At 52.3% G+C, this 15928-nt stretch carries 17 protein-coding genes; 12 read left to right on the top strand and 5 right to left on the bottom strand.

Going from position 1 to position 15928, the window contains the following annotated elements; translation table 11 throughout:
* Window positions 1–3: 3 nt before the first annotated feature.
* The gene (gene cobO, locus ACLJPE_RS02650; RefSeq protein ID WP_001278865.1) at window positions 4–594 is read right to left on the bottom strand and encodes a cob(I)yrinic acid a,c-diamide adenosyltransferase; all 591 of its coding nucleotides are present in this window, start codon (window positions 592–594) and stop codon (window positions 4–6) included.
* Entirely contained in the window at window positions 591–1352 is a 762-nt protein-coding gene (locus ACLJPE_RS02655) for a YciK family oxidoreductase (protein ID WP_000559310.1), read from the bottom strand. The genes cobO and ACLJPE_RS02655 overlap by 4 nt, the downstream gene beginning before the upstream one ends.
* A gap of 237 nt (window positions 1353–1589) precedes the next feature.
* On the opposite strand from ACLJPE_RS02655, the gene sohB reads away from it, so the two are divergent.
* A complete protein-coding gene (sohB, locus tag ACLJPE_RS02660; protein WP_039514082.1) occupies window positions 1590–2636 on the top strand; it encodes a protease SohB in 1047 nt (348 codons plus the stop codon).
* A 41-nt stretch (window positions 2637–2677) separates the two neighbouring features.
* Here the strand turns inward: sohB and ACLJPE_RS02665 are convergent, their stop codons facing one another.
* Complete coding sequence (locus ACLJPE_RS02665; RefSeq protein WP_000548616.1) at window positions 2678–2929, bottom strand: YciN family protein; 252 nt, start codon at window positions 2927–2929, stop codon at window positions 2678–2680.
* A gap of 402 nt (window positions 2930–3331) precedes the next feature.
* On the opposite strand from ACLJPE_RS02665, the gene topA reads away from it, so the two are divergent.
* The 6 genes from topA to acnA all read left to right on the top strand — a co-directional run bounded on the left by topA (window position 3332) and on the right by acnA (window position 10959).
* Window positions 3332–5929: a type I DNA topoisomerase gene (gene topA, locus ACLJPE_RS02670; RefSeq protein WP_000513595.1), complete on the top strand. Its 2598-nt coding sequence runs from the start codon at window positions 3332–3334 to the stop codon at window positions 5927–5929.
* A gap of 403 nt (window positions 5930–6332) precedes the next feature.
* Window positions 6333–7307, top strand: a complete 975-nt coding sequence (gene cysB / locus ACLJPE_RS02675) for an HTH-type transcriptional regulator CysB (protein ID WP_000776232.1) — start codon at window positions 6333–6335, stop codon at window positions 7305–7307.
* A gap of 280 nt (window positions 7308–7587) precedes the next feature.
* A complete protein-coding gene (locus ACLJPE_RS02680) occupies window positions 7588–7728 on the top strand; it encodes a YmiA family putative membrane protein (protein ID WP_213083417.1) in 141 nt (46 codons plus the stop codon).
* Window positions 7729–7899: a hypothetical protein gene (locus tag ACLJPE_RS02685; protein WP_000029025.1), complete on the top strand. Its 171-nt coding sequence runs from the start codon at window positions 7729–7731 to the stop codon at window positions 7897–7899.
* Between the two features lie 109 nt (window positions 7900–8008).
* Window positions 8009–8101 (top strand): small membrane protein YmiC, encoded by a 93-nt coding sequence (gene ymiC / locus ACLJPE_RS02690; protein WP_223148964.1) that lies wholly within the window; start codon window positions 8009–8011, stop codon window positions 8099–8101.
* A 182-nt stretch (window positions 8102–8283) separates the two neighbouring features.
* Window positions 8284–10959 (top strand): aconitate hydratase AcnA, encoded by a 2676-nt coding sequence (gene acnA, locus ACLJPE_RS02695; protein ID WP_039514086.1) that lies wholly within the window; start codon window positions 8284–8286, stop codon window positions 10957–10959.
* Between the two features lie 55 nt (window positions 10960–11014).
* On the opposite strand, the gene ribA is transcribed toward acnA, so the two are convergent.
* Window positions 11015–11605, bottom strand: a complete 591-nt coding sequence (gene ribA, locus ACLJPE_RS02700) for a GTP cyclohydrolase II (protein ID WP_001176284.1) — start codon at window positions 11603–11605, stop codon at window positions 11015–11017.
* Window positions 11606–11800: 195 nt separating this feature from the next.
* On the opposite strand from ribA, the gene pgpB reads away from it, so the two are divergent.
* From pgpB to yciH, 5 genes are all read left to right on the top strand, one after another.
* Complete coding sequence (pgpB, locus tag ACLJPE_RS02705) at window positions 11801–12565, top strand: phosphatidylglycerophosphatase B (RefSeq protein ID WP_000948636.1); 765 nt, start codon at window positions 11801–11803, stop codon at window positions 12563–12565.
* Between the two features lie 149 nt (window positions 12566–12714).
* The gene (locus tag ACLJPE_RS02710; RefSeq protein ID WP_000876301.1) at window positions 12715–13023 is read left to right on the top strand and encodes a LapA family protein; all 309 of its coding nucleotides are present in this window, start codon (window positions 12715–12717) and stop codon (window positions 13021–13023) included.
* 6 nt (window positions 13024–13029) lie between these two features.
* Entirely contained in the window at window positions 13030–14199 is a 1170-nt protein-coding gene (gene lapB, locus ACLJPE_RS02715) for a lipopolysaccharide assembly protein LapB (RefSeq protein ID WP_000891378.1), read from the top strand.
* A 190-nt stretch (window positions 14200–14389) separates the two neighbouring features.
* A complete protein-coding gene (gene pyrF, locus ACLJPE_RS02720; RefSeq protein WP_023197679.1) occupies window positions 14390–15127 on the top strand; it encodes an orotidine-5'-phosphate decarboxylase in 738 nt (245 codons plus the stop codon).
* Window positions 15127–15453 (top strand): stress response translation initiation inhibitor YciH, encoded by a 327-nt coding sequence (gene yciH / locus ACLJPE_RS02725; RefSeq protein ID WP_001285203.1) that lies wholly within the window; start codon window positions 15127–15129, stop codon window positions 15451–15453. Before pyrF ends, yciH begins: the two co-directional genes overlap by 1 nt.
* Before the next feature lie 119 nt (window positions 15454–15572).
* Here yciH and osmB read toward each other — a convergent pair whose 3' ends face one another.
* Window positions 15573–15791: an osmotically-inducible lipoprotein OsmB gene (gene osmB, locus ACLJPE_RS02730; protein ID WP_000481166.1), complete on the bottom strand. Its 219-nt coding sequence runs from the start codon at window positions 15789–15791 to the stop codon at window positions 15573–15575.
* Window positions 15792–15928: the final 137 nt, after the last annotated feature.

The following is a 15928-nucleotide window of genomic DNA, read 5'->3' on the forward strand; positions in this document are numbered from 1 at the left end:
CGGTTAATAATCAATTCCCATCTGGGCTTTTACGCCCGCGTCGAAAGCATGTTTAACCGGACGCAGTTCGCTGACGGTATCCGCAAGATCAAGAATATCCCGGTGACAGCCGCGACCTGTAATAATCACCGTCTGGTGACCAGGGCGCGCGTTTAGCGCGCTTATGACCTCTTCCAGCGGCAAATAGTCATACGCCACCATATAGGTCAGCTCATCCAGTACCACCATATCAAGCAGCGGGTCGGCCAGCATCCTTTTCCCATGCTGCCAAACGGCCATACATGCTGCGGTGTCTGCCTCGCGATTTTGCGTCTCCCAGGTAAATCCCGTTGCCATCACCTGAAATTCGACGCCATGCGGTTCCAGCAGATTACGCTCGCCGTTGGGCCAGGTGCCCTTAATAAATTGCACCACGCCTACGCTTTTACCGTGTCCTACGGCGCGGGCGGCAGTCCCGAAAGCCGCCGTGGTTTTGCCCTTACCATTGCCAGTAAACACGATAATAATACCGCGCTCTTCCTGTGCCTGGGCGACGCGGGCGTCAACCCGATCTTTTACCTTCTGCTGGCGCTGCTGATAACGTTCATCACTCATTGGGCGATTCCTGGTTTACGGCCCGGTTGGGCGTCAAAGGTCATACCGGTTTTACGGCGACTGTCGTCGCCCATAAGCCACAGGTAAAGCGGCATAATATCGGCAGGCGTTTTTAATTTCTGTGGATCTTCCGTCGGAAAGGCGCTGGCGCGCATACTGGTGCGCGTGCCGCCCGGGTTAATGCAGTTAACACGCAGAGAACGGTTCTGGTATTCGTCCGCCAGCACCTGCATCATTCCTTCAGTAGCAAACTTCGAGGTGGCATAGGCGCCCCAGTTGGCGCGCCCCTGACGGCCAACGCTTGATGACGTAAAGACCAGCGAGCCGGCATCGGACTTCAATAATAACGGTAACAGCGCCTGGGTGAGCATAAAGGTGGCGTTAACGTTTACCTGCATGACATCCTGCCAGATCTGCGGATCTTGTTCGCTCATTGGACCGATTTCCCCCAGTAACCCGGCATTGTGCAGGACGCCATCCAGGCGGGGATAGTGCGCGGCGATGCGATCGGCCACTTGCCGGCACTCTTCAGCGGTGCAGGTCAGTAGATCAAGCGTAAACCACTGTGGTTGAACATGTTGCTCGTCAGCAATGTGCTGCGCGACCCGACGCAGTTTCTCTTCGTTACGTCCCAGCAGAATCACCGTTGCGCCGTAACGCGCATACGTGAGCGCGGCTTCCCGCCCAATGCCATCGCTGGCGCCAGTGACCAGAATAATGCGGTTTTGCAATAGATCTTGTTTCGGTTGGTAATGCATGGCTACTCCTCAACGGCGTGGTACACCGTCCTGCCAGGTTGTCTTATCTTCGCGTTAACTTTTCGGGTTTATGCCTGAAAGCGCCTTTTTTTTCAATCAGACAGGGGCGATAACGCCGTAAAATGAACGTCTTGTCATACTTTTTCTTCCTCAACAGGCATACGGATGAAGAGAGACTGGCTTCGATGCCTGTTGTACACTGAGCGCAAGTCGCGTTATTTAATCAAGGTGGGAGTCGTGGAATTGTTGTCTGAATATGGCTTATTTTTGGCAAAAATCGTCACCGTTGTGGTGGCCATTGCCGTCATTGTGTTGCTGATCGTGAATGCTACGCAACGCAAACGTCAGCGCGGCGAGCTGCGCGTGACCAATTTGAGCGAGCAGTATCAGGAGATGAAGGATGACCTTGCTGCGGCGTTGATGGATGGCCATCAGCAAAAACTGTGGCATAAAGCGCAGAAAAAAAAGCATAAGCAGGAGGCGAAAGCCGCCAAAGCGAAAGCGAAGCTGGGGGACATTGCGACATCGGACAAACCGCGCGTATGGGTGATAGATTTCAAAGGCAGTATGGACGCTCACGAAGTTAATGCGTTACGCGAAGAGGTCACGGCGGTGCTGGCAGTGGCGAAACCCGGCGATCGGGCGGTTGTGCGTCTGGAAAGCCCCGGCGGCGTTGTGCATGGCTATGGCCTGGCGGCATCGCAATTGCAGCGCCTGCGCGATAAAAATATTCCGCTGACCGTGACGGTGGATAAAGTCGCGGCAAGCGGAGGCTACATGATGGCCTGCGTGGCGGAAAAAATTATCGCAGCGCCGTTCGCTATTGTGGGGTCAATTGGTGTTGTCGCGCAAATTCCGAACTTTAACCGCTTTCTCAAAAGTAAAGACATTGATATTGAACTGCATACCGCAGGGCAGTACAAACGTACCCTGACCTTGTTAGGCGAGAATACGGAAGAAGGGCGGCAGAAGTTTCGTGAAGATCTCAACGAAACGTACCATCTGTTCAAAGAGTTTGTGCAACGGATGCGTCCGGCTCTGGACATTGAACAGGTCGCCACGGGCGAACACTGGTACGGTCAGCAGGCGCTGGAGAAAGGACTGGTTGATGAGATTAACACCAGCGATGAGGTTATTCTCGGCCTGATGGAAGGGCGCGAGGTGCTGAATGTGCGCTATATGCAGCGTAAAAAACTGATCGATCGTGTTACCGGCAGCGCGGCGGAAAGCGCGGATCGGCTGCTGCTGCGCTGGTGGCAGCGTGGACAAAAGCCGTTGATGTAAACCGCTATTGCCGGATGGCATTCAGCGCCATCCGGCATGGATTAATCAACCAGGTGATACTTCTCAGACAGCACATGCGCCAGGTGTTTAAACATGTTAAACACCGCGGTGCTTTTAGGGGTCGGTAACCCTTGCTCGTCTAAAAAGTAATCGCCGCTGAAAACCAGCACGCCATTTCTCTGCGTTACGCCGGTGGCGACAATACCTGCCATCGTGTCTTCATGTTCCCGAATAATTTTGTTGGCTTCAAGCAACAGTGTTTCGCGATCGATAGGTTGCGTCTCTTTATGCATTTTTTACTCCTTAAACAAGGAGATTAGTCTACGCTGAGCACTTCTGATGGGCAAATATTCTCACAGGAAATTGATGGATTTGTCATGTTGCGTTCACTGGCAAGATTTGTTTTTGCATGCTAATAAAGTTGCGTATCGAATTTTATCAGGTACAGTGTGACGCTTTCGTCAATCTGGCAACAGAATTGCTTGACATTCGACCAAAATTCCGTCGTGCTATAGCGCGTGTGTGCAAAAAAGCCTGTTAACTCAGTCACCTGAGGGTTACATTTCGTACACAAAGCCAGTACAAGGGGTTGATATCCGCAGACGCAGAGACCATATATCGTTGTCTCGTCGCCAGTGGAAGGTGAATCAACATGCGACGCATTCCTGGAAGAATCAACTTAGGTAAAGGTGAATATGGGTAAAGCTCTTGTCATCGTTGAGTCCCCGGCAAAAGCCAAAACGATCAACAAGTATCTGGGTAATGACTACGTGGTGAAATCCAGCGTGGGTCATATCCGTGATTTGCCGACCAGTGGCTCAGCAGCTAAAAAGAGCGCCGACTCTACCTCCACCAAAACGGCTAAAAAGCCCAAAAAGGATGAACGTGGCGCTCTCGTCAACCGTATGGGGGTTGATCCGTGGCACAACTGGGATGCGCACTATGAAGTGCTGCCCGGTAAAGAGAAGGTCGTCTCTGAACTGAAACAGTTGGCGGAAAAAGCCGACCACATCTATCTCGCAACCGACCTTGACCGCGAAGGGGAAGCCATTGCATGGCACCTGCGGGAAGTGATCGGCGGCGATGACGCGCGCTACAGTCGCGTAGTCTTTAACGAAATAACCAAAAATGCCATTCGCCAGGCGTTTGAACAGCCGGGCGAGCTGAATATTAACAGGGTCAACGCCCAGCAAGCGCGCCGCTTTATGGACCGCGTGGTAGGCTATATGGTCTCGCCGCTGCTGTGGAAAAAGATCGCCCGTGGTTTGTCGGCAGGTCGCGTTCAGTCTGTCGCGGTCCGTCTGGTCGTTGAGCGCGAGCGCGAGATTAAAGCGTTTGTTCCGGAAGAGTTCTGGGAAATTGACGCTAATACGACGACGCCGTCTGGCGAGGCGCTACCGCTACAGGTCACGCATCAGAACGACAAGCCATTCCGGCCGGTAAATCGCGAGCAGACGCTTGCCGCCGTCAGCTTGTTGGAAAAAGCGCGCTATAGCGTACTGGAGCGTGAAGACAAACCGACCAGCAGCAAACCTGGCGCGCCGTTTATCACCTCCACGCTACAACAGGCGGCCAGCACCCGGCTGGGCTTTGGCGTGAAGAAAACCATGATGATGGCGCAGCGTCTGTATGAGGCGGGCTACATCACCTATATGCGTACAGACTCCACCAACCTGAGTCAGGATGCGGTCAACATGGTGCGTGGTTATATTGGCGATAATTTCGGCAAGAAATACCTGCCGGATAACCCGAACCAGTACGCCAGCAAAGAAAACTCTCAGGAAGCGCACGAAGCGATCCGTCCTTCCGACGTTGCTGTCATGGCGGAGTCGCTGAAAGACATGGAGGCTGACGCGCAGAAGTTGTATCAACTAATTTGGCGTCAGTTTGTCGCCTGTCAGATGACGCCAGCGCAATATGACTCTACTACGCTTACCGTTGGCGCAGGCGAATTCCGTCTGAAAGCGCGTGGGCGTATTTTGCGCTTTGACGGCTGGACAAAAGTGATGCCGGCGCTGCGTAAAGGCGATGAAGATCGCACATTGCCTGCCGTGAATAAGGGCGATGCGCTGACGCTAGTTGAATTGACGCCTGCTCAGCACTTTACTAAACCGCCAGCCCGGTTTAGCGAGGCTTCTCTGGTTAAAGAGCTTGAGAAGCGCGGTATTGGTCGTCCGTCTACCTATGCGTCGATTATCTCGACCATTCAGGATCGCGGCTATGTTCGCGTTGAAAACCGTCGCTTCTATGCGGAAAAAATGGGTGAAATCGTCACCGATCGGCTGGAAGAAAACTTCCGCGAATTGATGAACTACGATTTTACCGCGCAGATGGAAGATAGTCTGGATCAGGTTGCAAATCACCAGGCCGAGTGGAAAGCGGTGCTGGATAACTTCTTCAGCGATTTTACTCAGCAGCTCGATAAAGCCGAGAAAGATCCGGAAGAAGGGGGGATGCGTCCTAACCAGATGGTGCTGACCAGCATCGACTGTCCAACCTGTGGCCGTAAAATGGGAATTCGTACTGCCAGTACGGGGGTTTTCCTTGGATGTTCAGGTTATGCGCTTTCGCCGAAAGAGCGTTGTAAAACGACCATTAACCTGGTGCCGGAAAATGAAGTTCTGAACGTGCTGGAAGGCGACGACGCCGAAACCAACGCCCTGCGCGCCAAACGTCGCTGTCAGAAGTGCGGTACGGCGATGGACAGCTATCTGATCGATCCGAAGCGTAAATTGCATGTGTGTGGTAATAACCCGACCTGTGACGGCTACGAGATTGAAGAAGGCGAGTTCCGCATCAAAGGGTATGACGGCCCGATCGTTGAGTGTGAGAAATGTGGTTCCGAAATGCACCTGAAAATGGGGCGTTTTGGTAAGTACATGGCCTGTACTAACGACGAATGTAAAAATACCCGTAAGATCTTGCGTAACGGCGAAGTTGCGCCGCCGAAGGAAGATCCTGTTCCATTGCCGGAACTGCCGTGTGAAAAATCGGACGCGTACTTTGTGCTGCGCGATGGTGCCGCAGGGATATTCCTGGCGGCCAATACGTTCCCGAAATCACGCGAAACGCGCGCGCCATTAGTCGAGGAGCTATACCGGTTCCGCGATCGCCTGCCGGAAAAACTGCGTTATCTGGCGGATGCGCCGCAGCAGGATCCGGAAGGCAATAAAACCGTTGTTCGCTTTAGCCGCAAAACAAAACAGCAGTACGTTGCGGCGGAAAAAGACGGGAAGGCGACGGGATGGTCAGCGTTCTTCGTCGACGGCAAGTGGGTTGAAGGCAAGAAATAACCCCTGCCTGTCGTCACTATAGTCAAGCGGGCCGCGTAAGCGGCCCTTTTTTATATACCCTTCATATTTAAAGTGGCTTATGTGTTGGCTACGGATTACTCGGCCCATCCATGGGCTTCGTCCTGACGGGCCGTCGCACGCGACGTTCAAATCTGCTCCCGGCAGATTTGTCGCTCATCCCAGTCACCTTATGCTCCTGGGGACTCACTCTCTTGCCGCCTTTAAGCACTCGAATTATTTTGGGTATAGCGGCCTTATTATTTTCTCGCGCTGGCTATACAGTTCAGATATAAATGATATAGTGGTTATAGTTAACACCTTTTTTATTATTAAATCGTATTAGCAGCCCGATTAAGTCTGCAGATAAACGATGGCCTGATGGCGCTAATCTGGATGATGTATTATGAAATTGCAGCAGCTTCGTTACATTGTTGAAGTGGTTAATCATAACCTTAACGTCTCCTCTACCGCTGAGGGGTTGTATACTTCCCAGCCGGGGATCAGCAAGCAGGTTAGGATGCTGGAAGATGAGCTTGGCATCCAGATTTTCGCCCGCAGCGGTAAGCATCTGACTCAGGTGACGCCCGCAGGACAGGAGATTATTCGTATTGCGCGTGAGGTGCTTTCCAAAGTCGATGCCATTAAGTCGGTCGCCGGCGAGCACACCTGGCCGGATAAAGGCTCGCTCTATATTGCCACTACCCATACTCAGGCGCGTTACGCATTGCCAGGCGTGATTAAAGGCTTCATCGAGCGTTATCCGCGCGTTTCGCTGCATATGCACCAGGGGTCGCCAACGCAGATTGCGGAAGCGGTATCGAAAGGGAACGCCGATTTCGCGATTGCCACGGAAGCGCTGCATTTATATGACGATCTGGTGATGTTGCCATGCTATCACTGGAACCGTTCGATAGTGGTGACGCCGGATCATCCATTGGCGGCAACGTCTTCCGTAACGATTGAAGCGCTGGCGAAGTATCCGCTGGTGACGTATACCTTCGGCTTTACCGGGCGTTCCGAACTGGATACCGCTTTTAATCGCGCAGGGTTAACGCCGCGGATCGTCTTTACTGCAACCGATGCGGATGTGATTAAAACGTATGTCAGGTTGGGGCTGGGCGTTGGCGTCATTGCCAGCATGGCGGTCGATCCGCTTGCCGATCCTGATTTAGTGCGGATTGACGCGCACGATATTTTTAGCCACAGCACCACAAAAATTGGTTTTCGCCGTAGTACTTTTTTACGCAGCTATATGTACGATTTTATCCAGCGTTTTGCGCCGCATCTGACGCGTGATGTGGTGGATACGGCGGTGGCGTTGCGTTCTAATGAAGAAATTGAAGCGATGTTTCAGGATATAAAGCTGCCTGAAAAGTAATAGCACCGTCGGTTTGCGTCGTAGTGGCATGGCAGACAAAGCCGCTTTTTGCAATATCCCTCAAAGTATTACGGGTAATGATCAGCAAAATAGTGTTGAATTACCCGTCCCGCCAGTTTCTTTTTCCAAATAGTTATCTTGAGTCAAAAGATTGATTTATTCACTGGCAACGATTCGTAAATTGACTGGATTTTTGACTAAAGTTTATTTAGGATTTGTCTCATCTGATGATTAATTGTACCGATTGTTTGGTGCTGAAATGATAAGTGATACCGATAGCATGAGGTTAGTAATGCCTTCTGAAAACCAGGAACCGCGCCGCGACCCTGAGCTCAAACGTAAAGCATGGCTGGCGGTTTTTGTGGGTTCTGCGTTGTTCTGGGTAGTGGTAGCGCTTGTTATCTGGCATTGGTGGGGTTAAGTGAGCATTACGTCGGAACGCGAGCGCGTGGTCGCGCCCCCGATTCAATCTTGTGACGATGATAACACCCCGGATACGACCGTTTTCCGGTCTGTTCCGCAACACTGGACGCTCACACCGCAGCAGCGGGCATTTATTGATGCTTTTGCTGACGAGGTGTCACAAAAATAATATTCGTCTTTTTATTGGCGTTACTGTTTTATTAACGCTGTCTTATTACACCGCAGCAACCGTGTGCTGAGCGCCTCTCAGTATTGATTAAACACAGTTGGTGTCGCCTATGTTAACGTCAAATATAAAGTATTGGTCATGGACTGGCGCGTTTATATTATCGCTACTGTTCTGGGCCGAGTTAATCTGGATTGCCGTCTAATCTCGTCAAAGCCCGATAATGCGCTATTTATCGGGCTTTTTCATCTTCGCTCCTCGCCTGTTAGGTTTCTCCTCTTTTAGCAATTTGGGTTGTTATCAAAACGTTACATTTTGTTTGTGTTATCTTTAATACAACCCTGTGGAGAATCAGGGTAACGCAACCCTGTCATTTAAGGAGGAGCTATGTCGTCAACCCTACGAGAAGCCAGTAAGGATACATTGCAGGCCAAAGATAAAACGTATCATTACTACAGTCTGCCGCTGGCTGCCAAATCCCTGGGCGATATCGCCCGTTTGCCCAAATCACTTAAAGTGTTACTGGAAAACCTGTTGCGCTGGCAGGACGGCGAGTCTGTGACTGATGAAGATATTCAGGCGCTGGCCGGTTGGCTTAAAAATGCCCATGCCGATCGTGAAATTGCCTGGCGGCCCGCCCGTGTCCTGATGCAGGACTTTACCGGCGTGCCTGCCGTTGTCGACCTGGCGGCGATGCGTGAAGCCGTTAAACGCCTTGGCGGCGATACGTCGAAAGTGAACCCGTTATCGCCGGTTGATCTGGTTATTGACCACTCTGTGACGGTCGATCATTTCGGCGATGACGATGCGTTTGAAGAAAACGTGCGGCTGGAAATGGAACGTAACCATGAGCGTTATATGTTCCTGAAATGGGGAAAGCAGGCATTCAGCCGTTTCAGCGTGGTGCCGCCCGGAACTGGCATTTGCCATCAGGTTAACCTGGAATACCTGGGTAAAGCCGTCTGGAGCGAATTACAGGACGGGGAGTGGATTGCTTACCCGGACTCGCTGGTGGGGACTGACTCCCATACGACCATGATTAATGGTCTGGGCGTATTGGGGTGGGGCGTGGGCGGTATTGAAGCGGAAGCGGCGATGCTTGGTCAGCCCGTGTCGATGCTTATCCCGGATGTCGTCGGCTTTAAGTTAACCGGTAAACTTCGGGAGGGGATCACCGCCACTGACCTGGTGCTAACCGTCACGCAAATGCTGCGTAAGCATGGCGTCGTGGGTAAATTTGTTGAATTTTATGGTGATGGTCTGGATTCGCTGCCGTTGGCGGATCGCGCGACCATCGCTAATATGTCGCCGGAATATGGCGCCACCTGTGGTTTCTTCCCTATTGACGCCATCACCCTGGAATATATGCGATTAAGCGGACGTAGCGACGATCTGGTCGAGCTGGTTGAAACCTACGCGAAGGCGCAGGGAATGTGGCGTAATCCCGGAGACGAACCGGTATTTACCAGTACGCTGGAACTGGATATGGGCGATGTCGAGGCCAGCCTGGCCGGGCCGAAACGCCCGCAGGATCGCGTGGCGTTAGGCGATGTGCCGAAAGCCTTTGCCGCCAGCGCCGAGCTGGAGCTGAATACCGCGCAAAGAGATCGCCAGCCGGTTGACTATACGATGAACGGACAGCCATATCAGCTTCCGGATGGCGCTGTCGTCATTGCCGCCATCACCTCCTGTACGAATACCTCGAATCCCAGCGTGCTGATGGCGGCGGGATTACTGGCGAAAAAAGCAGTAACGCTGGGGTTGAAGCGCCAACCGTGGGTCAAGGCTTCTCTGGCGCCGGGGTCAAAAGTGGTATCTGACTATCTGGCGCAGGCCAAACTTACGCCTTATCTGGATGAGCTCGGTTTTAACCTGGTCGGTTATGGCTGTACGACCTGTATCGGGAACTCCGGTCCGTTGCCGGAGCCTATTGAGACCGCGATTAAAAAAGGCGATCTGACGGTAGGGGCCGTGCTTTCCGGTAACCGAAATTTTGAAGGGCGTATCCATCCGCTGGTGAAAACGAACTGGCTGGCGTCGCCGCCGCTGGTGGTGGCGTATGCGCTGGCCGGAAACATGAATATTAACCTCGCGACAGACCCGCTGGGGTACGATCGTAAAGGCGATCCGGTATACCTGAAGGATATCTGGCCTTCGGCGCAGGAAATTGCCCGCGCCGTTGAACTGGTATCATCGGATATGTTCCGTAAAGAGTATGCGGAAGTGTTTGAGGGCACGGAAGAATGGAAATCGATTCAGGTTGAATCGTCCGATACCTACGGCTGGCAGTCGGACTCAACCTATATTCGCCTGTCGCCTTTCTTTGATGAAATGCAGGCCCAGCCTGCGCCAGTCAAAGATATCCACGGCGCGCGTATCCTGGCGATGCTGGGGGATTCGGTAACGACCGACCATATTTCTCCGGCCGGCAGTATCAAGCCGGACAGTCCCGCCGGACGCTATCTGCAAAACCACGGCGTTGAGCGGAAGGATTTTAACTCCTATGGATCACGGCGCGGCAACCATGAAGTGATGATGCGCGGTACGTTCGCCAATATTCGTATTCGCAACGAAATGCTGCCCGGCGTCGAAGGTGGGATGACGCGGCATTTGCCGGGTACGGAAGCGATGTCGATTTATGATGCCGCGATGCTCTACCAGCGGGAAAAAACGCCGCTGGCGGTAATTGCCGGGAAAGAGTATGGGTCAGGATCGAGCCGTGACTGGGCGGCAAAAGGCCCGCGGCTGTTAGGTATTCGCGTGGTGATCGCCGAGTCGTTCGAACGTATCCACCGCTCAAACCTGATTGGGATGGGGATCCTGCCGCTGGAGTTTCCACAGGGCGTAACGCGTAAAACGCTGGGACTGACCGGGGAAGAGGTGATTGATATCGCGGATCTGCAAAATCTGCGCCCTGGCGCGACCATTCCGGTTATGTTAACGAGAGCGGACGGCAGCAAAGAAACGGTACCTTGTCGCTGTCGCATTGATACCGCCACCGAGCTGACTTACTACCAGAATGACGGCATATTGCACTATGTCATTAGAAATATGCTGAACTAAAGCCGTTTATCGGGCCTGCCGTAAACAGGCAGGCCCGCGCTTTAATACCGGTGGCTTACTTGCTTAGCAGGTGGCCCATTTTGGCCGCTTTAGTATCGAGATAATGCTCATTATTTGGATTACGACCCACAATGAGCGGAACGCGTTCCACGATATTAATTCCCGCCTCGGTCAGTATTTCGACTTTCTTCGGATTATTGGTCAGCAGGCGAACTTCATCCACGCCGAGTAATTTGAACATATCCGCGCACAGGGTGAAATCACGCTCATCGGCGGCAAAGCCGAGCTGATGATTGGCCTCCACCGTGTCATAGCCTTGATCCTGTAACGCATAAGCGCGAATTTTATTAAGCAGGCCGATATTGCGGCCTTCCTGACGGTGGTAAATCAGAATACCGCGTCCTTCTTCCGCAATATGCGTCAGCGCGGCTTCCAGTTGAAAACCACAGTCACAGCGCAGACTAAAAAGCGCGTCCCCGGTAAGACATTCGGAATGAACGCGAGCCAGTACCGGCGTTTTACCTGAAATATCGCCAAAAACCAGCGCGGCATGGTCGTGTCCGGTTGCCAGTTCTTCAAATCCCACCATCAGAAAGTCACCCAATGGGGTTGGCAGTTTGGCTTCTGCCACACGTTTAAGCTGCATGTATTTCTCCAGATTATGCTGACGCCTGCGGTGTCGTCGCCTGTTGGATTGTATCCCGCTATTTTGCCATAAGGCGGCGGTCATCACCTAATCACTACCACGTAATTGCTCAGGAATGGCACAAATTTGTCAATTTTCCAGTCCGGCGAGAATTTTCAGTTATGATTGTGATACTTACTTATAAAAGGAGCATCCATGCTTTCAATTGCGAAGCGCACCGCGGCAGGAGCCGCCCTGTTGCTTATCATGCCGCTTGCCGTATGGGTATCAGGCTGGCAGTGGCAGCCAGGACATCAGGTCTGGTGGCTAAAAACGCTATTCTGGATAACGGAAACCGTGACCAAACCCTGGGGCGTTATCACGCATGTGATTCTTTGTGGATGGTTCTTATGGTGCCTGCGATTTCGCCTGCGCGCCGCCATTATGCTGTTTGCGATTCTCGGTGGGGCGATTATCGTCGGGCAGGGCGTGAAGTCATGGGTAAAGGAGCGCGTACAGGAGCCGCGGCCATTTGTGGTCTGGCTTGAAAAAACGCACCATATTCCTGTCGATGAGTTCTACACTTTAAAGCGTACAGAACGCGGACATTTAGTGAAAGAGCAGTTGGCCGGGCAACAGAACATCCCCGTTTTCCTGCGTCAGCACTGGCAAAAAGAGACGGGCTTTGCGTTTCCCTCCGGACACACCATGTTTGCAGCGAGCTGGGCGCTTTTGGCCGTGGGTCTGTTATGGCCGCGCAGACGGACTTTCACTATCGCGTTTTTGTTAGTCTGGGCGACCGGCGTAATGGGCAGCCGTTTGCTTCTGGGAATGCACTGGCCGCGAGATTTAGTGGTCGCCACGCTTATCTCCTGGCTATTAGTTACCCTGGCGACCTGGCTGGCGCAGCGAATTTGCGGGCCGCTTATGCCGCCTCGTGAAGAAGCGCAAGAAATTGCTGAACGCGAGCAGGAAAGCTGACAACGGTTGATTTTCTGACTATTGCCCTTAAATCATCTGATGGCAGGCGCATTTCCATTTCGCGCGAGGCGGGAAAATGGTAATTTAGAAGGCTGGATGCGGTAAGTTGGACACGATTTATTCGCGTAAACCACATAACGGGAAGTAATGTGAAATATTTACTCATTTTCTTACTGGTATTGGCGATTTTTGTTATTTCGGTGACGCTGGGCGCGCAGAATGATCAACAGGTGACGTTTAACTACCTGCTGGCGCAAGGGGAGTATCGTATCTCCACGTTGCTTGCTGTGTTGTTCGCCGTCGGTTTTGCGATTGGCTGGCTGATTTGCGGCCTGTTCTGGCTGCGGGTCCGCGTTTCCCTTGCCCGCGCTGAGCGTAAAATTAAACGACTGGAAAACAAGCTCTCGCCAGCAACCGACGTTGCGGTCCCTGCCGATTCGTCGGTTGTAAAGGAATAATCATTTATGTTGGAGTTGTTATTTCTGCTGTTGCCTGTAGCCGCTGCCTATGGGTGGTATATGGGTCGCAGAAGTGCGCAACAAACAAAACAGGATGAAGCTAACCGCCTGTCGCGCGATTATGTCGCAGGGGTTAACTTCCTGCTGAGTAACCAACAAGATAAAGCGGTGGATCTGTTCCTCGATATGCTTAAAGAGGATACCGGCACCGTTGAGGCTCATCTCACTCTCGGTAATCTGTTTCGCTCACGAGGCGAAGTCGATCGCGCCATTCGTATTCATCAAACGCTCATGGAAAGCGCTTCATTGACCTATGAACAGCGTTTACTGGCTGTTCAGCAACTGGGGCGCGACTATATGGCCGCCGGTTTATATGACCGCGCGGAAGATATGTTTAACCAACTTACCGACGAAACGGAATTTCGCGTAGGCGCGTTACAGCAGCTCTTGCAAATCTATCAGCTAACCAGCGACTGGCAAAAGGCGATCGAAGTAGCAGAACGGCTGGTGAAACTAGGCAAAGATAAACAACGTATTGAAATCGCCCATTTTTACTGTGAGTTAGCGTTACAGCAGATGGGCAACGACGACATGGATCGCGCGATGGCGTTGCTGAAAAAAGGTGCCGCCGCAGATAAAAATAGCGCCCGGGTGTCTATCATGATGGGGCGCGTTTATATGGCGAGAGGGGATTACGCCAAAGCGGTCGAAAGCCTGCAACGTGTGATCGTTCAGGATAAAGAGCTGGTCAGCGAAACGCTGGAGATGCTGCAAACCTGTTATCAACAGCTCGGTAAAAATGCCGAGTGGGCGGAGTTTTTACGTCGCGCCGTTGAGGAGAATACCGGTGCTGGCGCTGAGTTAATGCTTGCCGATATTCTGGAAGCGCGTGAAGGTAGTGACGCTGCTCAAGTCTATATCACGCGTCAGCTACAGCGACATCCTACCATGCGGGTGTTCCATAAGCTGATGGATTACCATCTCAACGAGGCGGAAGAAGGGCGAGCGAAAGAAAGCCTGATGGTACTGCGTGATATGGTTGGCGAGCAGGTGCGCAGTAAACCGCGGTATCGTTGTCAGAAATGCGGTTTTACCGCCTATACCTTGTACTGGCACTGTCCGTCCTGCCGGGCATGGTCGACCATTAAACCTATTCGCGGACTTGATGGGCAGTAGTATATAAAAAAAGCTTCACTTTAGTTACAACATACTTAATGATGTAAAGCTAGAAACGACGCTGGCATCGGCGACCAGGGCTTATCAGGTTGTCAATCGAACCTGTTAATTTCCCTGCGCCGCAGGTAGAATGCACGCCGTTTATCCAATTTGCGCCACTTCCGGTGCCCATCATCAAGAAGGTCTGGTCATGACGTTTACTGCTTCATCTTCTTCCCGCGCTATTACTGAATCGCCTGTCGTTGTGGCGTTGGATTACCATGAACGCGATAAAGCCCTGGCGTTTGTCGATAAAATCGATCCTCGCGATTGTCGCTTAAAAGTGGGCAAAGAGATGTTCACGCTGTTTGGTCCACAGCTCGTTCGGGATCTCCAGCAACGTGGGTTTGATGTCTTTCTTGATCTAAAATTTCATGATATTCCTAACACCACGGCCCGGGCAGTCGCCGCAGCGGCAGACCTGGGCGTCTGGATGGTAAACGTTCACGCGTCTGGCGGGGCGAGAATGATGGCCGCAGCGCGCGACGCGCTGGCGCCATTCGGTAAAGATGCGCCGTTGCTCATTGCCGTGACCGTGTTGACCAGTATGGAAACCAGCGATCTGCGCGATCTGGGCGTGACGTTGTCACCGGCGGAACATGCGGAGCGGCTGGCGCGCCTGACGCAGCAATGCGGGCTGGATGGCGTGGTCTGTTCCGCTCAGGAAGCGGTCAGATTTAAACAGGTCTTTGGCGCTGCATTTAAGCTGGTGACGCCGGGCATTCGGCCCGCAGGCAGCGAGGCAGGCGATCAGCGACGCATTATGACGCCCGAACAGGCATTATCCGCCGGCGTCGACTATATGGTGATTGGCCGCCCGGTTACGCAATCGGTAGATCCGGCGCAAACGCTGAAGGATATTAACGCGTCACTGAAACGGGAGGCATAATGAGCGATTCCAATAGTCGTCTGGTTTATTCAACACAGACGGGGCGCATTGAAGAACCTAAAACGGCGCCGGTTCGTCCCAAAGGGGATGGTGTCGTTCGCATTCAGCGTCAAACCAGTGGCCGTAAAGGTAAAGGCGTATGTTTGATTACCGGTATCGAGATGCATGATGCGGAATTAACCAAACTGGCGGCTGAACTGAAGAAAAAATGCGGCTGCGGCGGGGCAGTAAAAGAAGGAATTATTGAAATTCAGGGTGATAAACGCGACTTGATAAAATCATTGCTGGAAGCTAAAGGAATGAAAGTAAAATTAGCTGGCGGCTAATGAAAACGCCACGGTTGTAAATTACCGTGGCGTGAAAGTCAACTTTGTCTATTTTTGTAATCCAGACCTGAAAAGAATAAACGTATTATTTTGAGCCGTTCAATATTTAAACGTCTGGATTATTTTCCAACCTGGTGACCAATCACGCCGCCGACCGCCGCGCCGCCCAGGGTGCCTAATGTACTGCCGTCCGTTAACACTGCGCCGCCTAACGCCCCCGCACCTGCGCCAATAGCCGTGTTGCGATCGCGCTTGGACCAGTTTGAGCAGGCGCTCAGAGACATTGCTACGGTGATTGCCAGCACAGCAGCGGCCATTTTTTTGCTCGTCATAAACATAATACTCTCTCCTGAATTAACGATTCACGGAATTAAGCTCACTATAACTATAGTTAAAATAAAACCTGTTAAGAGATTTTCCGTAAAACCTGATTGCGCAGGGGTATATCACGCAGGTGATAGTCACTTCCTGTTAT

It is taken from the genome of Salmonella sp. SAL04196, from assembly GCF_046550835.1.
GTDB lineage: Bacteria > Pseudomonadota > Gammaproteobacteria > Enterobacterales > Enterobacteriaceae > Salmonella > Salmonella enterica.

Excerpts from the sequence above, each read along its gene's own strand:
- pyrF (WP_023197679.1), top strand. The coding sequence starts at position 14,390 with ATGACGTTTACTGCTTCATCTTCTTCCCGCGCTATTACTGAATCGCCT.
- yciH (WP_001285203.1), top strand. The coding sequence starts at position 15,127 with ATGAGCGATTCCAATAGTCGTCTGGTTTATTCAACACAGACGGGGCGC.
- acnA (WP_039514086.1), top strand. The coding sequence starts at position 8,284 with ATGTCGTCAACCCTACGAGAAGCCAGTAAGGATACATTGCAGGCCAAA.
- ACLJPE_RS02680 (WP_213083417.1), top strand. The coding sequence starts at position 7,588 with ATGAGGTTAGTAATGCCTTCTGAAAACCAGGAACCGCGCCGCGACCCT.
- osmB (WP_000481166.1), bottom strand. The coding sequence starts at position 15,791 with ATGTTTATGACGAGCAAAAAAATGGCCGCTGCTGTGCTGGCAATCACC.
- pgpB (WP_000948636.1), top strand. The coding sequence starts at position 11,801 with ATGCTTTCAATTGCGAAGCGCACCGCGGCAGGAGCCGCCCTGTTGCTT.
- topA (WP_000513595.1), top strand. The coding sequence starts at position 3,332 with ATGGGTAAAGCTCTTGTCATCGTTGAGTCCCCGGCAAAAGCCAAAACG.
- ribA (WP_001176284.1), bottom strand. The coding sequence starts at position 11,605 with ATGCAGCTTAAACGTGTGGCAGAAGCCAAACTGCCAACCCCATTGGGT.
- lapB (WP_000891378.1), top strand. The coding sequence starts at position 13,030 with ATGTTGGAGTTGTTATTTCTGCTGTTGCCTGTAGCCGCTGCCTATGGG.
- ACLJPE_RS02655 (WP_000559310.1), bottom strand. The coding sequence starts at position 1,352 with ATGCATTACCAACCGAAACAAGATCTATTGCAAAACCGCATTATTCTG.
- cobO (WP_001278865.1), bottom strand. The coding sequence starts at position 594 with ATGAGTGATGAACGTTATCAGCAGCGCCAGCAGAAGGTAAAAGATCGG.
- cysB (WP_000776232.1), top strand. The coding sequence starts at position 6,333 with ATGAAATTGCAGCAGCTTCGTTACATTGTTGAAGTGGTTAATCATAAC.
- ACLJPE_RS02665 (WP_000548616.1), bottom strand. The coding sequence starts at position 2,929 with ATGCATAAAGAGACGCAACCTATCGATCGCGAAACACTGTTGCTTGAA.
- ymiC (WP_223148964.1), top strand. The coding sequence starts at position 8,009 with ATGTTAACGTCAAATATAAAGTATTGGTCATGGACTGGCGCGTTTATA.